This window comes from Ruegeria sp. CH8, assembly GCF_056536985.1.
The window spans coordinates 1-16,838 of sequence record NZ_JBQFQR010000003.1 but is presented as its reverse complement, the minus strand read 5'-3'; the positions used below and the strand labels follow the sequence as shown (position 1 = coordinate 16,838).

Annotated in this window: 14 protein-coding genes; 4 read left to right on the top strand and 10 right to left on the bottom strand. The window is 60.1% G+C overall.

Translation table 11 applies throughout. The features are described 5' to 3' along the window. Nucleotides 1-271: 271 nt before the first annotated feature. Entirely contained in the window at nt 272-934 is a 663-nt protein-coding gene (locus ACR0ER_RS03805) for a sulfotransferase family 2 domain-containing protein (RefSeq protein ID WP_480767795.1), read from the bottom strand. Beyond that, a complete protein-coding gene (locus ACR0ER_RS03800) occupies nt 931-1,857 on the bottom strand; it encodes a DMT family transporter (protein WP_480767794.1) in 927 nt (308 codons plus the stop codon). Before ACR0ER_RS03800 ends, ACR0ER_RS03805 begins: the two co-directional genes overlap by 4 nt. 140 nt (nt 1,858-1,997) lie before the next feature. Between ACR0ER_RS03800 and ACR0ER_RS03795 the strand changes: the two genes are divergently transcribed. After that, nucleotides 1,998-3,014: a hypothetical protein gene (locus tag ACR0ER_RS03795; RefSeq protein ID WP_480767793.1), complete on the top strand. Its 1,017-nt coding sequence runs from the start codon at nt 1,998-2,000 to the stop codon at nt 3,012-3,014. A gap of 3 nt (nt 3,015-3,017) precedes the next feature. Here ACR0ER_RS03795 and upp read toward each other — a convergent pair whose 3' ends face one another. The 7 genes from upp to ACR0ER_RS03760 form a co-directional block, all read right to left on the bottom strand. Further along, a complete protein-coding gene (upp, locus tag ACR0ER_RS03790) occupies nt 3,018-3,650 on the bottom strand; it encodes a uracil phosphoribosyltransferase (protein WP_480767792.1) in 633 nt (210 codons plus the stop codon). Beyond that, the gene (locus ACR0ER_RS03785) at nt 3,647-4,633 is read right to left on the bottom strand and encodes an adenosine deaminase (RefSeq protein ID WP_480767791.1); all 987 of its coding nucleotides are present in this window, start codon (nt 4,631-4,633) and stop codon (nt 3,647-3,649) included. Before ACR0ER_RS03785 ends, upp begins: the two co-directional genes overlap by 4 nt. After that, nucleotides 4,630-5,841 (bottom strand): phosphopentomutase, encoded by a 1,212-nt coding sequence (locus tag ACR0ER_RS03780; protein WP_480767790.1) that lies wholly within the window; start codon nt 5,839-5,841, stop codon nt 4,630-4,632. Before ACR0ER_RS03780 ends, ACR0ER_RS03785 begins: the two co-directional genes overlap by 4 nt. Beyond that, nucleotides 5,838-7,145 (bottom strand): thymidine phosphorylase, encoded by a 1,308-nt coding sequence (locus tag ACR0ER_RS03775; protein WP_480767789.1) that lies wholly within the window; start codon nt 7,143-7,145, stop codon nt 5,838-5,840. Before ACR0ER_RS03775 ends, ACR0ER_RS03780 begins: the two co-directional genes overlap by 4 nt. Nucleotides 7,146-7,149: 4 nt before the next feature. After that, complete coding sequence (locus ACR0ER_RS03770; RefSeq protein ID WP_475208757.1) at nt 7,150-7,542, bottom strand: cytidine deaminase; 393 nt, start codon at nt 7,540-7,542, stop codon at nt 7,150-7,152. A gap of 89 nt (nt 7,543-7,631) precedes the next feature. Continuing rightward, the gene (locus ACR0ER_RS03765) at nt 7,632-8,729 is read right to left on the bottom strand and encodes a cupin domain-containing protein (protein ID WP_480767788.1); all 1,098 of its coding nucleotides are present in this window, start codon (nt 8,727-8,729) and stop codon (nt 7,632-7,634) included. Further along, entirely contained in the window at nt 8,698-9,387 is a 690-nt protein-coding gene (locus ACR0ER_RS03760) for a hypothetical protein (RefSeq protein WP_480767787.1), read from the bottom strand. Before ACR0ER_RS03760 ends, ACR0ER_RS03765 begins: the two co-directional genes overlap by 32 nt. 179 nt (nt 9,388-9,566) lie before the next feature. On the opposite strand from ACR0ER_RS03760, the gene ACR0ER_RS03755 reads away from it, so the two are divergent. The 3 genes from ACR0ER_RS03755 (at nt 9,567) to ACR0ER_RS03745 (ending at nt 15,537) form a co-directional block, all read left to right on the top strand. Next, nucleotides 9,567-11,840: an NADP-dependent malic enzyme gene (locus ACR0ER_RS03755; protein WP_480767786.1), complete on the top strand. Its 2,274-nt coding sequence runs from the start codon at nt 9,567-9,569 to the stop codon at nt 11,838-11,840. 273 nt (nt 11,841-12,113) lie between these two features. Beyond that, the gene (gene prpE, locus ACR0ER_RS03750; protein ID WP_480767785.1) at nt 12,114-14,003 is read left to right on the top strand and encodes a propionate-CoA ligase PrpE; all 1,890 of its coding nucleotides are present in this window, start codon (nt 12,114-12,116) and stop codon (nt 14,001-14,003) included. Between the two features lie 94 nt (nt 14,004-14,097). Continuing rightward, on the top strand, nt 14,098-15,537 hold the full coding sequence (locus ACR0ER_RS03745; RefSeq protein ID WP_480767784.1) for an amidase family protein: 1,440 nt from the start codon (nt 14,098-14,100) through the stop codon (nt 15,535-15,537). 259 nt (nt 15,538-15,796) lie between these two features. On the opposite strand, the gene ACR0ER_RS03740 is transcribed toward ACR0ER_RS03745, so the two are convergent. Continuing rightward, the gene (locus ACR0ER_RS03740) at nt 15,797-16,558 is read right to left on the bottom strand and encodes an NAD kinase (protein ID WP_254437875.1); all 762 of its coding nucleotides are present in this window, start codon (nt 16,556-16,558) and stop codon (nt 15,797-15,799) included. Nucleotides 16,559-16,838: the final 280 nt, after the last annotated feature.

Below are 16,838 nucleotides of genomic sequence, written 5' to 3'. Positions count from 1 at the left end.
AGACCACCTCGGCGAGCGTTCAGCACAGCCTGTGGTTCTGCGCTACTCTGGTACTCGGACCGTTCTGCGAAATCTATAACACTCTCTACTTTCAACAAGAACCAACCCACCTATTACACACAAAAAACTAAGCTTAGTTGGTACCACAGGGTCGGGATGCGTGACTTAATTTTGACATATTGAGGCCCCATTTGGGTCATTCTGGGCCCACCAAACACTCAAAACCTAGACAACAGACCCAATTCTGATGCCATTGGGATTCATTTGGAAACTATGAACCAACCGCCGGATCAAAGGCGTACCCGAATCTGGCAATGTCCTCTGCGCAAATTTCGGCCACCACAGAAGCCGTCTGATCAGAATAGGACCGGCGATAGTCTTCGGCTCGTGCAGATCGGTTGAGGTGAGGCAAGTTTATGTTAAATCCGAGGTGGCCGAAAACAGGGGCCGCATCCTCTTCGAAGTGCTCAAGCCGGATGAAAAATCGGCACTGTTCGACCCCATCAGCCCGTGTCATGTAGTGGCGCGCAGGGTTCAACCGGAAAGATCGCCCTATGTCGGGGTGTTGAACGAACTGACTGAAGGGCAAAGACTTGGCCAGCGAAACCGCGGCGTGATCGAAGCTTTGCTCACGTAACCAGTGGTAGTAACTAACGATCTGGTCCCATGGGTTGCGTACAAGGGTGAACGTGGTCAGCGACTGTAATTCTTCAATCGACAGAACCCCGTCGATATCCGCCAGCGTGGAGTGTTTCCACAACCGCCCCCTGCCCTTCAGCGCCTTGACCCGCTTGCGGCGCTTCACGGCTTTGGGCGTATCTCCGATAAGGATGTCATCTTTCATCGCCCGCTGTTCCAGCGCCTGCGCCAGCGACGTACCGCCTGTCTTTGGGATGTGAACGAACACATACCGTCGCCCGCGCGAGATGATCACGCTGTGTCCTCCAATGCGGCTGCGCGCCTTGATCTCCAGCCCAGCAGCGCTCCGGCTGCGGCGATCAATCCGATCCCGGCAATCTGCATGACACCGATCGCCTGACCCAGCGCGACCCAGGCGAACAGTGGACCGAAGATCATCACCGAGTATTCGAACACCGCAACATAGGAGGTCTCACCAATCTGATAAGCCTTGATCAGCATGAAAACGGCAATCGTCGATCCAACGGCCTGCACGACGATCCAGAGCAGCGCCGGTTGCATGTCCCAGACCATCCCCCGCGTCACAAAACCATCGGGGAAGGAATGCGGCAGGGTCGAAAACACGATCAGGCCTATCGCTCCGGCCATCCCAAGGGTAGTGATCATCGCCGCCAACAGCGCGACAGTGCTTTCCTGTGCGCAATGGCTGCGTGTGATGATCGAACTGAGTGCGTAGAAAAACCCTCCGGCCACCGGCAGAAGGGTTTGTGCATCGAATTCATAAGGATTGGGCTGCAACACACAGAGAATACCAGCAAACCCAATCAGAACTGCCAGAATGCGCCACGGGCCGATCCTCTGGCCCATTGCAAGGGCCGAGATCAGCAGCACAAAGATCGGCGAGGTGAATAACCCCGCCAGCGCCTGCGCAATCGGCATCAGCGCGAGTGATGCAAAGTAGAACAGCATCGCCAGTGTGATCAGAACGCTGCGCAGGATCACAGGCCCCAGCCGTTGCGGGCGCAAACTGCCCATCCCTAACAGCGACAATCCACCGATCAGCGGTAACATCAGCAGGGCGCGGCTCAGGTGGAATTGCCAAAGGCCAATTGTGTCGGCCAGCAGGATTACCACGTTGTCGATCACCCCTATGATGGCCATGGCACTGACCATCAGAACCGAGGCCAAAACCGGTGAAGTCTGACTGTCCGCTTGCATTCAAAGCCCCGGTTACAAAGCGGCGTTAAGTGCCGCGCATCGTGTTATCCAGCACATTTAACAATCCGCGCGCAACAGGTTTGCGCCTTTGGATTTTACCATGCTAAGCTAAGTCAAAATAATCACGAGCATACCTCATCTTGAAAACGGCACTTAAACAGTACCAGCGGATCGAAGCCACCGGTCTGTGGCGCCCCTCGCCCGATGCGCAGCGGCGAGAGGTGGTGGTGTCGCTTGGTGAGGCTACGCTGACGATCTCGGACTTCAACGAACAGGCGTTGACCCATTGGTCTCTGGCCGCGTTGGAACGGCAGAACCCGGGTGTGTTCCCCGCGATCTTCAACCCCGATGGCGACCCGGATGAAACGTTGGAACTGGAGGATTCCGAAACCACGATGATCGAGGCTATCGACCGCCTGCAACGGGCCATCGACCGGGCGCGACCCCATCCGGGGCGGTTGCGCTGGCTCAGCGTCGCGGGTGTGGTGGCCGCCGTGGCCGCGCTGTTGCTGCTGTGGATGCCGTCGGCTTTGCAAAACCACGTCGTCTCGGTCGTGCCCGAGATTAAACGCGAGGATATCGGCAACGCGATTCTGCACCGGATCGAGCGGGTTTCGGGGCGAGCCTGCACGTCTGAGGATGCAGAGGCGGCGCTGGACCAGTTGGCCGCACGTACCGGAGTGCGAAAAGTCATCATTCTGCCTGCCGGGGTGCAAGACAGCCTCAGCCTGCCAGGCGGCATCGTTCTGCTGAACCGGGCTTTGGTCGAGGATCACGAAGACCCCTCGGTCGCGGCTGGTTACATCATCGCCGAACGCGCCCGGGCTCAGACGCAGGATCCGCTGGACGAGTTGCTGGATCGCACAGGTGTCACAACCGCCTTCCGCCTGCTGACGACCGGAGAGCTGACGCCTGATATTGTCGACAACTACACCGAACAGGTGCTGGCCGAACCGCGCCCGACCTTGCCTGATGACGATCTTCTAGCCGTATTCGCGCAGGCCGCCTTGCCGTCGACGCCTTATGCCTATGCGATGGATGTCACCGGTGAGACAGTGCTGGGCCTGATCGAGGCCGACCCGATGGCGGGCCGCCCCCTACAACAGGTTCTGCCGGACCGCGATTGGGTCCGGCTCCAAAATATCTGCGGAGAGTAGACGTTACTTGGTTCCGAACATCCGGTCGCCCGCATCGCCGAGACCGGGCATGATGTAACCCTTTGAATTCAACTCGCGGTCCAGAGACGCTGTGACGATTTTCACATCCGGATGCGCCTCCTTCATGCGTTCCACACCCTCGGGCGCAGCCAGCAGGCAGAGGAAACGGATATCGGTCGCGCCCGCCTCTTTCAGCAGATCAATCGCCGCGGCCGAACTGTTGCCGGTGGCCAGCATCGGGTCAACAGCAATTACCAGACGGTCCTTCAACCCTTCGGGCGCCTTGAAATAATACTGCACCGGCTTCAGGGTCTCTTCGTCGCGGTACAGACCAACAAATCCGACACGCGCCGAGGGGACCAGTTCCAGTACTCCGTCCAGCATCCCGTTGCCGGCCCGCAGGATCGACACCAGCGCCAGTTTCTTGCCTGCCAGAATGGGGGCGTCCATCTCCTCCATCGGGGTTTCGATGTGGCGGGTGGTCAGCTTCAGTTCGCGTGTGACCTCATAGGCCAGCAGCAGCGTGATCTCGCGCAGCAACTGCCGGAAAACGGCAGTCGAGGTGCCCTTGTCCCGCATGAGCGTCAGTTTGTGCTGCACCAGCGGGTGGTCAACGACGGTCAGGTGTTCGCTCATGTTCTCTCCAGTCTTTTCTTGACTCGCGCGCGGGTTTCTTCATCGCAGAAGGCCGCGTTCAGGGCCGTTTCATTCAGGGCAGCAAAGTCTTCGGCCTCCCAACCAAAGGCTTGGCTCAGCATCTCATATTCACGCCGCATGGTGGTGTGGAAAAACGGCGGGTCGTCGGTTGAGATAGTGACGTTGACCCCGTGGTCGCGCAACCGGGCAATCGGGTGCGCCGCGAAATCGGGGAACAGGCCCAGAACCACGTTCGAGCCCGGGCAAACCTCAAGCGTTACCTCTCGGTCGACCAGTTCGCGGATCAGGTCGGGGTCTTCGATTGCGCGGACGCCATGACCCACTCGTTCCACCCCCAGATCGCGCACAGCATCGCGCACGCTTTCGGGTCCGCCGAATTCACCTGCATGGGTGGTCAGGCGCAGCCCAGCCTCTCGGGCGCAGTCGAAGGCCCACTTGTAATCGCCCTGCGTGCCGACGGATTCGTTGCCACCCATGCCAAAGCCGGTGATCCAGTCTCCCGCCGTCTCGGCGGCGCAATGGGCGCTGCGCTTGGCTTGCTCGGGCCCGAAATGGCGCACGCAAGTCACGACACCGCGCAGGGTGATATCAAACTTGCGCTCGGCCTCATCCGCCGCGTCCTGAATCGCATTCAGAAAATCGCGCCAAGCGTGCAGGTCACCGCTGCCACAGAAATCGGGGCTGAGGAAGGTTTCAGAATAAACCACTCCGTTGGCGGCGCTTTCTTCGAGGATCGCCAGCGTTAAGCGACGGAAATCCTCGGGCGTTTTCAGCACTTCGCAGGCGGCCTCATAAACGCTGAGGAAATGCGCGAAGTCGCGGAAGTCATAGCTGCCGTCGGGCTTGAAAATCCCGCTCAGATCGATGCGCTTTTCATGTGCAATTTGACGGATAAAAGCAGGCGGGGCCGCGCCTTCGTGATGCAGGTGCAGTTCGATTTTGGGCAGGTCTGCGACAGTCATAGGAAACTCTTCCCCGGCCCTTGTGCCGGAATGTCCAAATGGTGCGCGATGCTGGCGGCCACGTCGGCGAAATTAACCGCGCCGATCTGACCCGCGCCCTGCCCGGCAATCAGCACAGGCACTTGTTCGCGCGTATGATCAGTGCCGATCCAGCTGGGATCATTGCCGTGATCGGCGGTCAACAGCATCAGATCGCCGGGGCGCAGACGCGACAGTATCACGCCGATCTCACGGTCGAACCATTCTAGCGCGCGGGCATATCCGCTGATATCGCGGCGGTGACCATAGAGGCTGTCGAACTCGACGAAATTGGCGAAGGTCAGGCTGCCCTCTTCGGCCTCATTGACCAAATCGGACAGGTGACCCATCAGCTCGGCATCCGAACCCTTGCGCAGGGTGTCGATCCCCTGCATCGAGAAGATGTCACCGATCTTGCCCACCGCGTGCACGCGGCGCCCGGCATCCTGCGCCCAGTTCGTCAGGACCGGCGCGGGCGGCAGAATGGCAAAGTCCTTGCGGTTGGTGGTGCGGGTGAAGCCCTGTTCGGGCGTTCCCACAAAAGGCCGCGCGATGACACGGCCAACTTTCATCTCATGCAGACGCGGGGCCAGCGCCTTGCACATGTCCAGCAAGCGGTCGAGACCAAAGCTCTCCTCATGCGCGGCGATCTGGAACACGCTGTCGGCGGAGGTGTAGCAGATCGGCCAGCCGGTGCGCATGTGCTCGGCCCCCAATTCGGCAATGATCGCAGTACCCGAGGCGTGGCAATCACCTAGTATGCCATCGGTTCCTGCGGCCTCGGCAGCATCGCGGCTTAGATCGGCGGGAAAGGACGGCGTCGTGTCTGGGAAGTAATGCCAGTCCCACGGCACCGGCAGCCCGGCCAACTCCCAATGACCCGAAGGCGTGTCCTTGCCCCGCGAATGCTCGCGCGCGCAGCCCCAAAGGCCCGCGGGTTCGGCTTGTAACCCGGGCGTTTCCGCGCCCGAAGCCAAACGTGCCGCGGTCCCCAGCCCCAGTGCATCCAGATTGGGTAGGTGCAGCAGGCCGGACCGTCCATCCTCTGCCCGGCCTTCGGCGCAGGCCTGCGCGATATGCGCCAATGTGTTGGCGCCGGTATCCGGAGTTTCGCCGTTAAAGAACCGATCCGCATCTGGCGCACCGCCGATGCCGACCGAGTCCATCACCACAAGAATGGCACGGGTCATAGCGCGATCCTCTCGTGAACAAGCGTCGGCGTCGGCCCAGCATCCGGACCAATGGTTATCGCCAATTTAACCGCTTCAGCGGCCCGTTGCGCGGCGTCTTCACGAGCCGCGTGAACCACCACCAAAGGCGCGCCCTTTTCGATCTTGTCACCCAGCCGAACAATACCCGACAGGCCAACCGCCGGGTCGATCACGTCATCTTCGACCTGCCGGCCACCGCCCAGCGCGACCACGGCGAGGCCCAGCGCCTCACCATCTATTGCGGTGACGTAGCCGCCGGTATCAGCGGGCACCTCAAGGATCACACTGGCTTCGGGCAAGTAGCGGGACCAATTATCGACAAACTGTAAGGGTCCACCGACCGCGGCCATCATACGGCCAAACCGTTCAGCCGCACGACCATCGCGGATAACGTCCGTGATCTTGTCCCGCCCCTCATCGGCGGTTGCGAACATGCCTGCATCGGCCAGCAACACTCCGCCCAACTCGGCCGAGATTTCGGCCAGCGGTTCGTAATGCGCCCTGGTCAGAACATTCATCACCTCTGCCACTTCCAGCGCATTGCCCAGCGCCGGGGCCAAGGGTTGGTGCATATCGGTGATCACGGCCGAGGTCCTGCACCCCGCGGCATTGGCCGTTTCCGTCAGGGCCCGCGCCAGATTGCGGGCATCTTCAAGCGTTTTCATGAAAGCGCCCGAGCCGACCTTGACGTCCAGCACCAAGGCTTCGGGGCTGGCGGCCAGTTTCTTGGACAGGATCGACGCGGTGATGAGGTCCAGACTTTCCACCGTCGCCGTCACATCGCGGATCGCATAGAGGCGCTTGTCCGCAGGAGCAATCTGCCCCGTTGCACCGACAATGGCTGCGCCGGTGTCGCGCAAGATCTGGGTCAGACGTTCCTGCCCGATCTGCGTGCTGACGCCCGGAATGGATTCCAGTTTATCCAGCGTGCCACCGGTGTGCCCCAGCCCACGGCCCGAGATCATCGGAACATATGCGCCGAGTTCAGCCAGTGCCGGGGCCAGCACCAGAGAAACGCTGTCGCCCACCCCTCCGGTCGAGTGTTTGTCGATCACCGGGCCGTCGAAATCCCAGCTCAATACATCGCCGCTGTCGCGCATGGCCACGGTCAGATCGGCGCGCCCCTGCGCACCCAACCCACCCATGCAAACGGCCATGGCAAAGGCCCCTGCCTGTGCGTCACTGACGCCGCCATCGGCCAGACCCTGCGCGAACCATGTCAGTTCCTCACCTGTGGGCACCTGCCCCCGGCGCAGCTTTGCGATGATCGAACGGGCGTCCATGGGCTCAGACGTCCTCCATGTGCGAGGCGTCGAACGCGCCCGGCAGCAGGTCACCGATGGTGGTTTCGAACTCGGCTCCGTCGACCGTGGCCAGCGTCACTTTGACGTCGCGCTTGCCGAATTCGGCCAGCTTCTGGCGGCACCCCCCACAGGGCGGCACCGGTTGCGGAGAGGACGCGACCACGTAAACCTCAGTCAGGCTCTGTTCGCCGGCAGCGACCATGGCGGCGATGGCTCCAGCCTCGGCGCAGGTGCCTTCGGGATAGGCCACGTTTTCGACGTTGCAGCCGGAATAAACCTCGCCCGAGGCCGACCGGATCGCCGCGCCAACTTTGAAATTCGAATAGGGCGCATATGCTTTCTCGCGGACGGACAGTGCGGCGTCTTTCAAAGTCATGGCGATTCCCCAATTTTTGATCATCTGGTCAGAAAGACATACCCTAAATGAAACCACCCGGGGAGTTGAAGCCCCGAGCGACAGATTCCTTAGCCCAGCGTCGTATTGAACGTGCCCGGCAGGGTCACTTCGAGCAATTCAACATCATCCGAGGGATCAGCCAGCCGGGTACGCATACCGGGCGGAATGACGAATGCATCCCCCTGTTCAAGCCGGAACGGATCGCGGCCTTCACCCTCCAGCGTGACTTCCCCATTCATGACAAAGGTAAAGTGGATATCCGTGTCATGAGCAGCCCAGACCGGATCGCCCTGCCCTTTGCGCACGACCTGCACACCAGCAACACCTTTAGTGTTATCGGCAATGGTCGTGTCGCGACAAATATACCCCGGCAGGCGGAACGGCCCCCATTCGGCCCCTTCGGACTGATTGAAGACGAACCGTTGACCCTGCCATTCCCGTTCCGGGCGGTAGTGTGGTGTGGGCAAGTCCATCTCATGATCGATCTCGGTGACATGTTCAGCCGGCACGCCGATCTCGATCACCTGCACATTGTCCGAGGCCTCAAGCACACGATGTCGGATTTCCGGCGGCTGGATAAAGCAATCACCCGCAGTCAGGCGCATTTTGTCGCCCTGATCCTCATAGACCACATCGACCCAGCCATGGATGCAGAAGATCAGCTGAAACCCGACCTTGTGGAAATGCACCATATCAGGAACCGGCCCACCGTCCGGAATGCGAATATGGCTGGCGATGATCGAGCCACCCAGCCGGTCCGGCACCAGATCGCGATAATGCATCCCGGCCCGGCCAATGATCCAAGGCGCCTGGTCCTTGAGCCTGCGCACCACGAAAGAATGGACCGTCTCCGGCATGACCAGAGGTGGGTTCAACTCGTCGATCTCCACTCGGGTGCCGTTGGGGGCCACAAGGCTGCGCTGACCACCCGCGAATTCATCCGGGCTTTCTGTCAGGATGCGCAATGTTCCGGGCGGTTCGGGCGCGTCTTTTTCGATCCGCAGACGCAGGCCGTGGCCCGAAAACACAGCGATGCGCGGATCGTCGGCGGGATAGATCATGTCCATCCGCATCCCCAGAACCTTGGTATAAAACGGGATGTCGTCGCGCAATTCCTGCGTCGGCAGGCGGAATTCAGCTTGGGTCTGGGCGTGCGGTTTGTTCATGGGTGGTCTCATCGGCCTTGGCTTTCGGCCATCCGATCAGAACGGCGGCCAAAATGCCAACCGAAAAGAACATCTCGAGCGTTTCTTCCAGCACGAACAGACGGGTCGCCATGACGGCTGTCATCTCGGCGCCGATGGCGCTGCTGACCTCTTCCAACCCCTGCGCGATGACAGCGCACATACCGGCCAGAAAGAACACCAGCAGAAACGGTGCCCGTTCTTTGAACGCTCGCCATCCGTTCGGGATTCCGTGCCAAACTAGACCGCCCAACACGATCACCGCTAGCACCACCCGTACCACCGTCATATCCAGCAGGCCATCCAGACCGTTCAGAATAAAGTAAGGCGTGCTGTCCACCGCATAAATTTCGGCCTCAAGCTCTCGTTCCGCCAGCAACAGCAGAACCACACCAATATACAGGCGGCTGATCCCGCGATACCGGTAGAGCGCCACCAAACCAGCGGCCAGCAACGCCGCGGCCGAGCCAGTCTCGATCAGGCCGCCCTCTTGGTTGAACTCCGCCGCCTGCATCGGCCACAGCGAGATGGCGCACAAGATCACTATGCCCAGAACGATGACCGCGCTGAGCACGGATCCAAATTTGCTTTTGTTCGACGAGAGGGGCGCGACCGTCTCGACGTTTTTCTGATAGCTCATGCAGGTTTTCTCGATGCAAACGGGGTGGGTTCGAAAGTTGCGGGAATGTAAATGTTTTGCGACAGAAATCAAGCACAGCGGCAAATCGGCCCGCTTTGCGTTCTTAAGTGACGCAGCGTAGCCAAGCCCAAAAAATTAGTTTAAGGCTAAATCAAATTTCAGAAGGGAGCTGAATTTCGATGTCGGATACACCCAGTTTGCGGCAGGCCGCGCTTGAATACCACGCCCATCCAAAACCCGGGAAGCTGGAAATCAAGGCGACCAAGCCGATGGCCAACGGTCGTGATCTGGCGCGCGCCTATTCACCCGGTGTGGCCGAGGCCAGCCTCGAGATCAAGGCGGATGCATCCAACGCAGAACGCTACACCGCGCGTGGCAATCTGGTGGCGGTTGTCTCGAACGGCACGGCGGTTCTGGGGCTGGGCAATATTGGTGCGCTGGCCTCGAAACCGGTGATGGAGGGAAAGGCGGTACTGTTCAAGAAATTCGCCGGCATCGATTGTTTCGACATCGAGGTCGATCAGCCCGACCCGGAAAAGCTGGCTGATATCGTCTGCGCGCTGGAACCGACCTTTGGCGCCATCAATCTGGAAGACATCAAGGCCCCCGATTGCTTTGTCGTTGAAAAGCTATGCCGTGAGCGGATGAACATTCCGGTCTTTCACGACGATCAGCACGGCACCGCCATCGTGGTCGGTGCGGCCGCGAAGAACGCGCTGCATGTGGCAGGCAAGAAATTCGAGGATGTCAAAGTCGTCTCGACCGGCGGTGGCGCGGCGGGCATTGCCTGCCTGATGATGCTGGTCAAACTGGGCGTCAAACGAGAGAATATCTGGCTGTGTGACATTCACGGATTGGTCTACGAAGGCCGTGCCGAAGATATGAACCCGCACAAAGACCAGTTCGCGCAGAAAACCGACCTGCGCACGTTGGATGACGTGATTGGCGATGCCGACCTGTTCCTAGGCCTCAGCGGCCCCAATGTGCTCAAGCCCGAAATGGTCGAGAAAATGGCCAAGCGCCCGATCATCTTCGCGCTTGCAAACCCGACGCCCGAGATTCTGCCGCAAGCCGCGCGTGAGGTCGCACCGGATGCGATCATCGCCACCGGTCGCAGCGACTTCCCCAATCAGGTCAACAACGTCTTGTGCTTCCCCTTCATCTTCCGGGGCGCGCTGGATGTGGGGGCGACCGAAATCAACGACGAGATGCAGATCGCTTGCGTCGATGGCATCGCCGAGATGGCCCGCGCCACCACCAGCGCCGAAGCCGCTGCGGCCTATAAGGGCGAACAACTGACCTTCGGCCCGGATTATCTAATCCCGAAACCGTTTGACCCGCGTCTGGTGGGCGTCGTGTCCTCCTCCGTGGCTAAGGCAGCGATGGACAGCGGCGTCGCCAAGCGCCCGATCGACGATATCGAGGCGTATAAAGAACGCCTGAACCAGACCGTATTCAAATCCGCTCTGATCATGCGGCCTGTATTCGAGGCTGCCGCCGTCGCTTCGCGCCGGATCGTATTTGCCGAGGGCGAAGATGAACGCGTGCTGCGCGCTGCACAGGCCATTCTGGAGGAAACCACAGAAACACCCATCCTGATTGGCCGTCCCGACGTTATTAGCGCCCGGTGCGAGAGGATGGGCCTGACGGTTCGCCCCGGTGAGGATTTCCAGATCGTGAACCCGCAGGATGACCCGCGGTACTATGACTATTGGAACTCGTACCACGCGCTCATGCAGCGCCGCGGCGTGACGCCCGATCTGGCCAAGGCGATCATGCGCACGAACAACACTGCGATTGCCGCCATCATGGTACATAGGGGCGAGGCAGATAGCATGATCTGCGGCACCTTTGGCGAGTACCGCTGGCATCTGAACTATGTGCAACAGGTTCTGGCCGATGGCGACTTGCGCCCGCACGGCGCGCTGTCCCTGATGATCCTCGAGGACGGACCCCTGTTCATCGCCGACACCCATGTCCGGCAATTGCCGACACCCGAAGAACTGGCCGAATCCACACTCGGGGCCGCGCGCCACGTGCGCCGCTTCGGTATCGAACCCAAGATCGCCTTCTGCTCGCAATCGCAATTCGGCAATCAGGCCGAAGGCTCGGGCAAACGTCTGCGCGCCGCGCTGGAGATCCTGGATGCCGAACCACGCGACTTTACCTATGAAGGTGAAATGAACCTCGATCTAGCGCTGGACCCAGAGCTGCGGTCTCGGATTTTCCCGAACTCGCGCCTGGACGGCATGGCAAATGTTCTGATCTTCGCCCATGCAGATGCGGCCAGCGGTGTGCGCAATATCCTGAAGATGAAAGCTGACGGACTGGAAGTCGGGCCGATCCTGATGGGCATGGGCAACAAGGCGCATATCGTGACCCCATCTATCACGGCCCGCGGGTTGCTGAACATGGCCGCAATTGCCGGAACGCCGGTGGCGCATTACGGCTAACGCCGAAAACAGGGGCTCGGGTGCCCGCGTTGGCACCTGAGCAAATCCCGAGCGTCAGTGATTCTTTGCACGCCCAACTTTGCAGATTTGCAAAATCCTGCATTCCAGCCGCGCAACTTTGCCCTGCCAAAACACTTTGCAAAAATTTGCAGTCGAATTCGGCGTATCCTGCAAAGATTTTGCGATAAAGTGACGCCCCGTTATGTCCCTCGCTTGTGTGTGCCCCCCTACCCACCTTACACACTGCGCAAGGGATTTAAGGAGGAGACCAACGTGGCTTATCAGGACGTTTACGAAAGCTGGAAATCCGATCCAGAGGCATACTGGATGGAGGCCGCAAAAGGGATCGATTGGGTTCAACCTCCGACCAAAGCGCTGTTTGACGACAACGCGCCGATGTATGAATGGTTCTGCGACGCCAAGGTCAACACATGCTGGAACGCGGTGGACCGCCACGTCGAAAACGGTCGCGGAGAGCAGACGGCCATCATCTATGACAGCCCGATCACCCACACCAAGCGCGAGATTTCCTATGTCGAGCTGCGCAACCGCGTGGCTAACTTGGCCGGCGCTCTGCGGGCCAAGGGTGTCGAAAAAGGTGACCGGGTCATCATCTACATGCCGATGATCCCCGAGGCGCTTGAGGCGATGCTGGCCTGCGCCCGTCTTGGCGCCGTGCACTCGGTCGTGTTCGGTGGATTTGCAAGCAACGAACTGGCCGTCCGGATTGACGATGCAAAACCCAAGGCGATCATCGCCGCCTCTTGCGGGATGGAGCCGGGCCGCGTGGTGCACTACAAACCCCTTCTGGACGGCGCCATCGAGATGGCCGAGCACAAGCCCGATTTCTGCGTGATCTTCCAGCGCGAACAGGAAGTAGCGCAGCTGGTCGAGGGGCGTGACTATAACTGGCACGGCTTCCAATACGGTGTTGAGCCGGCGGAATGTGTGCCGGTGGATGGCAACGATCCGGCGTATATCCTCTATACTTCGGGCACCACCGGTGCGCCCAAGGGCGTCGTGCGCCCGACCGCAGGTCATCTGGTTGCACTGAACTGGACGATGAAGAACATCTATGATGTCGATCCCGGCGACGTATTCTGGGCGGCGTCCGATGTGGGCTGGGTCGTGGGGCATTCCTACATCTGCTACGCACCGCTGATCCACGGCAACACCACTATCGTCTTCGAAGGCAAACCAGTCGGCACCCCCGATGCGGGCACCTTCTGGCGGGTGATTTCCGAGCACAAGGTCAAAAGCTTCTTTACCGCCCCCACCGCCATCCGCGCCGTCAAACGCGAAGACCCCAAGGGCGAGATGCTGGCGAAATACGACCTGTCCAACCTACGCGCCTTGTATCTGGCAGGTGAACGCGCTGATCCCGATACGATCGAATGGGCTCAGAACGCGCTGAAAGTTCCGGTGATCGACCACTGGTGGCAGACTGAAACAGGTTGGGCCATCGCGGGCAACCCGCTAGGGATCGAGGAATTGCCGGTCAAGCTGGGCTCTCCGGCCAAGCCGATGCCGGGTTATGACGTGCAGATCCTGGACGAAGGTGGTCACCCGATGAAGCCGGGTGAACTGGGCGCGATTGCGGTCAAATTGCCGCTGCCTCCGGGCACCTTGCCGACTTTGTGGAACGCAGAAGAGCGGTTCAAAAGCTCATACCTGGAACACTTCCCCGGCTACTATGAAACCGGCGATGCAGGCATGATTGATGAGGACGGATATCTTTACATCATGGCGCGCACCGATGACGTGATCAACGTCGCGGGCCACCGCCTGTCCACCGGCGGAATGGAAGAGGTTCTGGCCGCCCACCCCGACGTGGCCGAATGCGCCGTGATTGGTGTGACCGATCAGCTAAAAGGGCAGATGCCGGTGGGCTTCCTGTGCCTGAACGCGGGCTGCGAACGCGACCACGGTGAGGTCGTGCAGGATGTTGTCAAGCTGGTCCGCGAAAAGATCGGCCCGGTGGCCGCATTCAAGCAGGCCGTTGTAGTGGATCGCCTGCCCAAGACCCGCTCGGGCAAAATCCTGCGCGGCACGATGGTGTCGATTGCGGACAGTCAGGACTACAAGATGCCCGCAACCATCGACGATCCAGCCATTCTGGACGAAATCACCGTGGCGCTGAAGTCCATCGGCTACGCCCAGTAAACGCGCTGCGGGCGGTCTCTGACCGCCCGCCTTGCGCCTTTTCCTTGCAACCGGGACCAAGGCCCCTAGTGTCTGACCAAGACAATGAGGCCGCATGACACATTCCGACATCTGGCGACTGAGCGCCACCGACCTGACCGCCCTCACCCGCAGCGGAGACCTGAGCGCCGAAGACGCCGTACGCGCGTCCATTGAGCGGATGCATCAGGTCAACCCGGACCTGAACGCGGTGGTCGAGGATTTGAGCACCGAGGCGCTGGAACGCGCGCGCGGCCTTGATCAGGCGCGGGCGAAAGGAGCGCAGACCGGGCCGCTGCATGGCTTGCCCGTGACCATAAAAATCAACGTCGATCAAAAGGGCCATGCTACATCGAACGGTGTCGTGGCTTTGAAAGACGTAATTGCCCCTGATGACGCGCCCGTCGTGCGCAACCTGCAAGACGCCGGGGCAGTGGTGATCGGGCGCACCAACACGCCCGAGTTCTCGTTCCGGGCCGACACCGACAATCCACTGCACGGCCGCACGCATAACCCATGGGGACGGCATATCTCACCCGGCGGGTCTTCGGGGGGTGCTGGCGCCGCCGTGATGGCCGGAATTGGTGCGCTGGCCCATGGCAACGATATTGGCGGCAGCCTGCGCTTTCCCGCCGCCGCCAACGGGGCCGTCACGGTAAAGCCCGGCCTCAACCGCGTACCCGCCTGGAATCCCAGCCAACAGGCCGAGCGTGGACTTCTGGCGCAATCCATGTCCGTGCAAGGGCTGATCACACGCTGCGCCGCCGATCTGCACCTGTCGATGCCCAGCCTTATCGCAGCCGACCCGCGCGATCCGTTCCATGTGCCAATGCCCTGGCGCGGAGAAACGCCGGACGGACACATCAAGGTCGCTTTCACCAAGTACACGTTCGGCTATGCCCTGCACCCCGAGGTCGACAAGGCGCTGGAAACGGCACGCGATGCTCTGATCGATGCGGGGTATCAGGTCGAAGAGATCAGCCCGCCCGATGTGTTCGACTGTGGCCGAACGGGATACCGCACGCTGATGGGTGAAGTCCTGACCCTATTGAAAGGCGATATCGAGGCTGCAGGGTCCGAGACCATCCGCGATATCTTTGACGTCTATTTTCAGGAATTCCCGCCCATCGTTGGCACCGATCTGGTTCAGATGTTGGCCAAGCGCACCCATTACGCGCGGGAATGGTCACTGTTCATGCAGGATTACCCTTTGGTCCTGTCTCCCTTCCTGCCGCAGCCATTTTTCAAACCCGACCGGGACACCGAAGGTGCCGAAGGCGTGCACGAGGTTCTCGGCTGCGCGGTGTATTCCTATGCAATGAATTTTCTGGGCCTGCCCGCCGCCTGCGTTCCAGCGCGGTTGGCTGATCTGCCGCAGGGACCGCAACCGATCAACGTCCAGATTGCCGCCCGGCGCTGGCGCGAAGATATGGCCGTGGATGCCGCCGCCGCAATCGAGGCGCGTGTAGGTCAGATGTGCCTGCCGCTTTGGGACAGAATGGTTAAGACCGTTTAAAGTAACCCAACCAAAGAAATTGACCCCGGGTTTTTGTACCCGGGGTCCGCTTACTCAAATAAACCAGGAGATCGGTCAACGAGCGTAGCACCACCTACCCTCGCCGGCGCGAAAACTGCGCAATTATTCGACAACGCCGCTTGGTGGCCACTCACTCCCACCTAGGCGTGTTCTCCGGGCAAGTTAAGATTATCAAAAGATGAATGAAACGCCTGTGAACTGGGTCACATAAGCAGAAAAAAGCCTTGGCCCCAAAGCTTCAGGTGAACTGTTCCGAGATAAGACGCTCTTCCAACCCATGACCCGGATCGAACAGAATGCGGTGCTGGATAGACGGTTCTGAGCGGATCTCGACCCAGTCGATATCGGCAAAGGACACCGAATCCGCATCTGCCATCACCGGGCGCTTGTCGGCGTCCAACACGTCGAATCGAACCTTGGCGATCTTCGGCAAAAGCGCCCCGCGCCACCGCCGGGGTCGAAATGCAGCGATTGCGGTCAGAGCCAGCACATCGGACCCGATCGGCAGAATCGGTCCATGCGCCGAATAGTTGTAAGCCGTTGATCCTGCTGGCGTAGATAGCAAGGCGCCGTCACAGACCAGCTCAGCCATTCGCACCCGCCCGTCGACGCTGATCTTCAATCGCGCCGCCTGCGGGCCGGCACGCAACAAAGACACCTCGTTGATGGCCAGCGCTTCATGCAGCTTGCCGGATTGATCCATGGCCTGCATTGCCAGAGGGTTGATCACCTCTTCTTCGGCATCTGCCAGACGATCCATCAGGTCGGCCTCATGAAACTCATTCATCAGGAACCCGATCGTGCCCCGGTTCATTCCATACACAGGCGTATCAAGGTGCTGCATGTTGTGCAGTGTGTGCAGCATGAACCCGTCACCACCCAAGGCGACAACGACATCCGCATCCCGGGGGGCGGCATTGCCATAAAGTTTCACAAGGCTGTCCCGCGCAGTTTGCGCCACTTTTGCGTCGCTGGCGAGAAAGGCGATTCTCTTCGTCATCTTTTCCGGTTTCCGGTCTTGCACATTTGGTTCCGAAACAAACATACCTTTCCCCGATAGGCCAGTCTTGACGCCACAGCGGGCCAAATCGTCGCTTTACAGCTTTTGCAGATGTGCCGTTTCCGATAGGAAATCCGCAAGATAATTCCTGCCATGTGGAGCCCCCATGAACGCCAATCTTCGTGATACCGGTTTTTTCACCCAGTCCCTTGCCGATCGTGATCCTGAGCTGTTTGGCTCGATCACATCCGAGCTGGGCCGTCAGCGCGACGAGATCGAG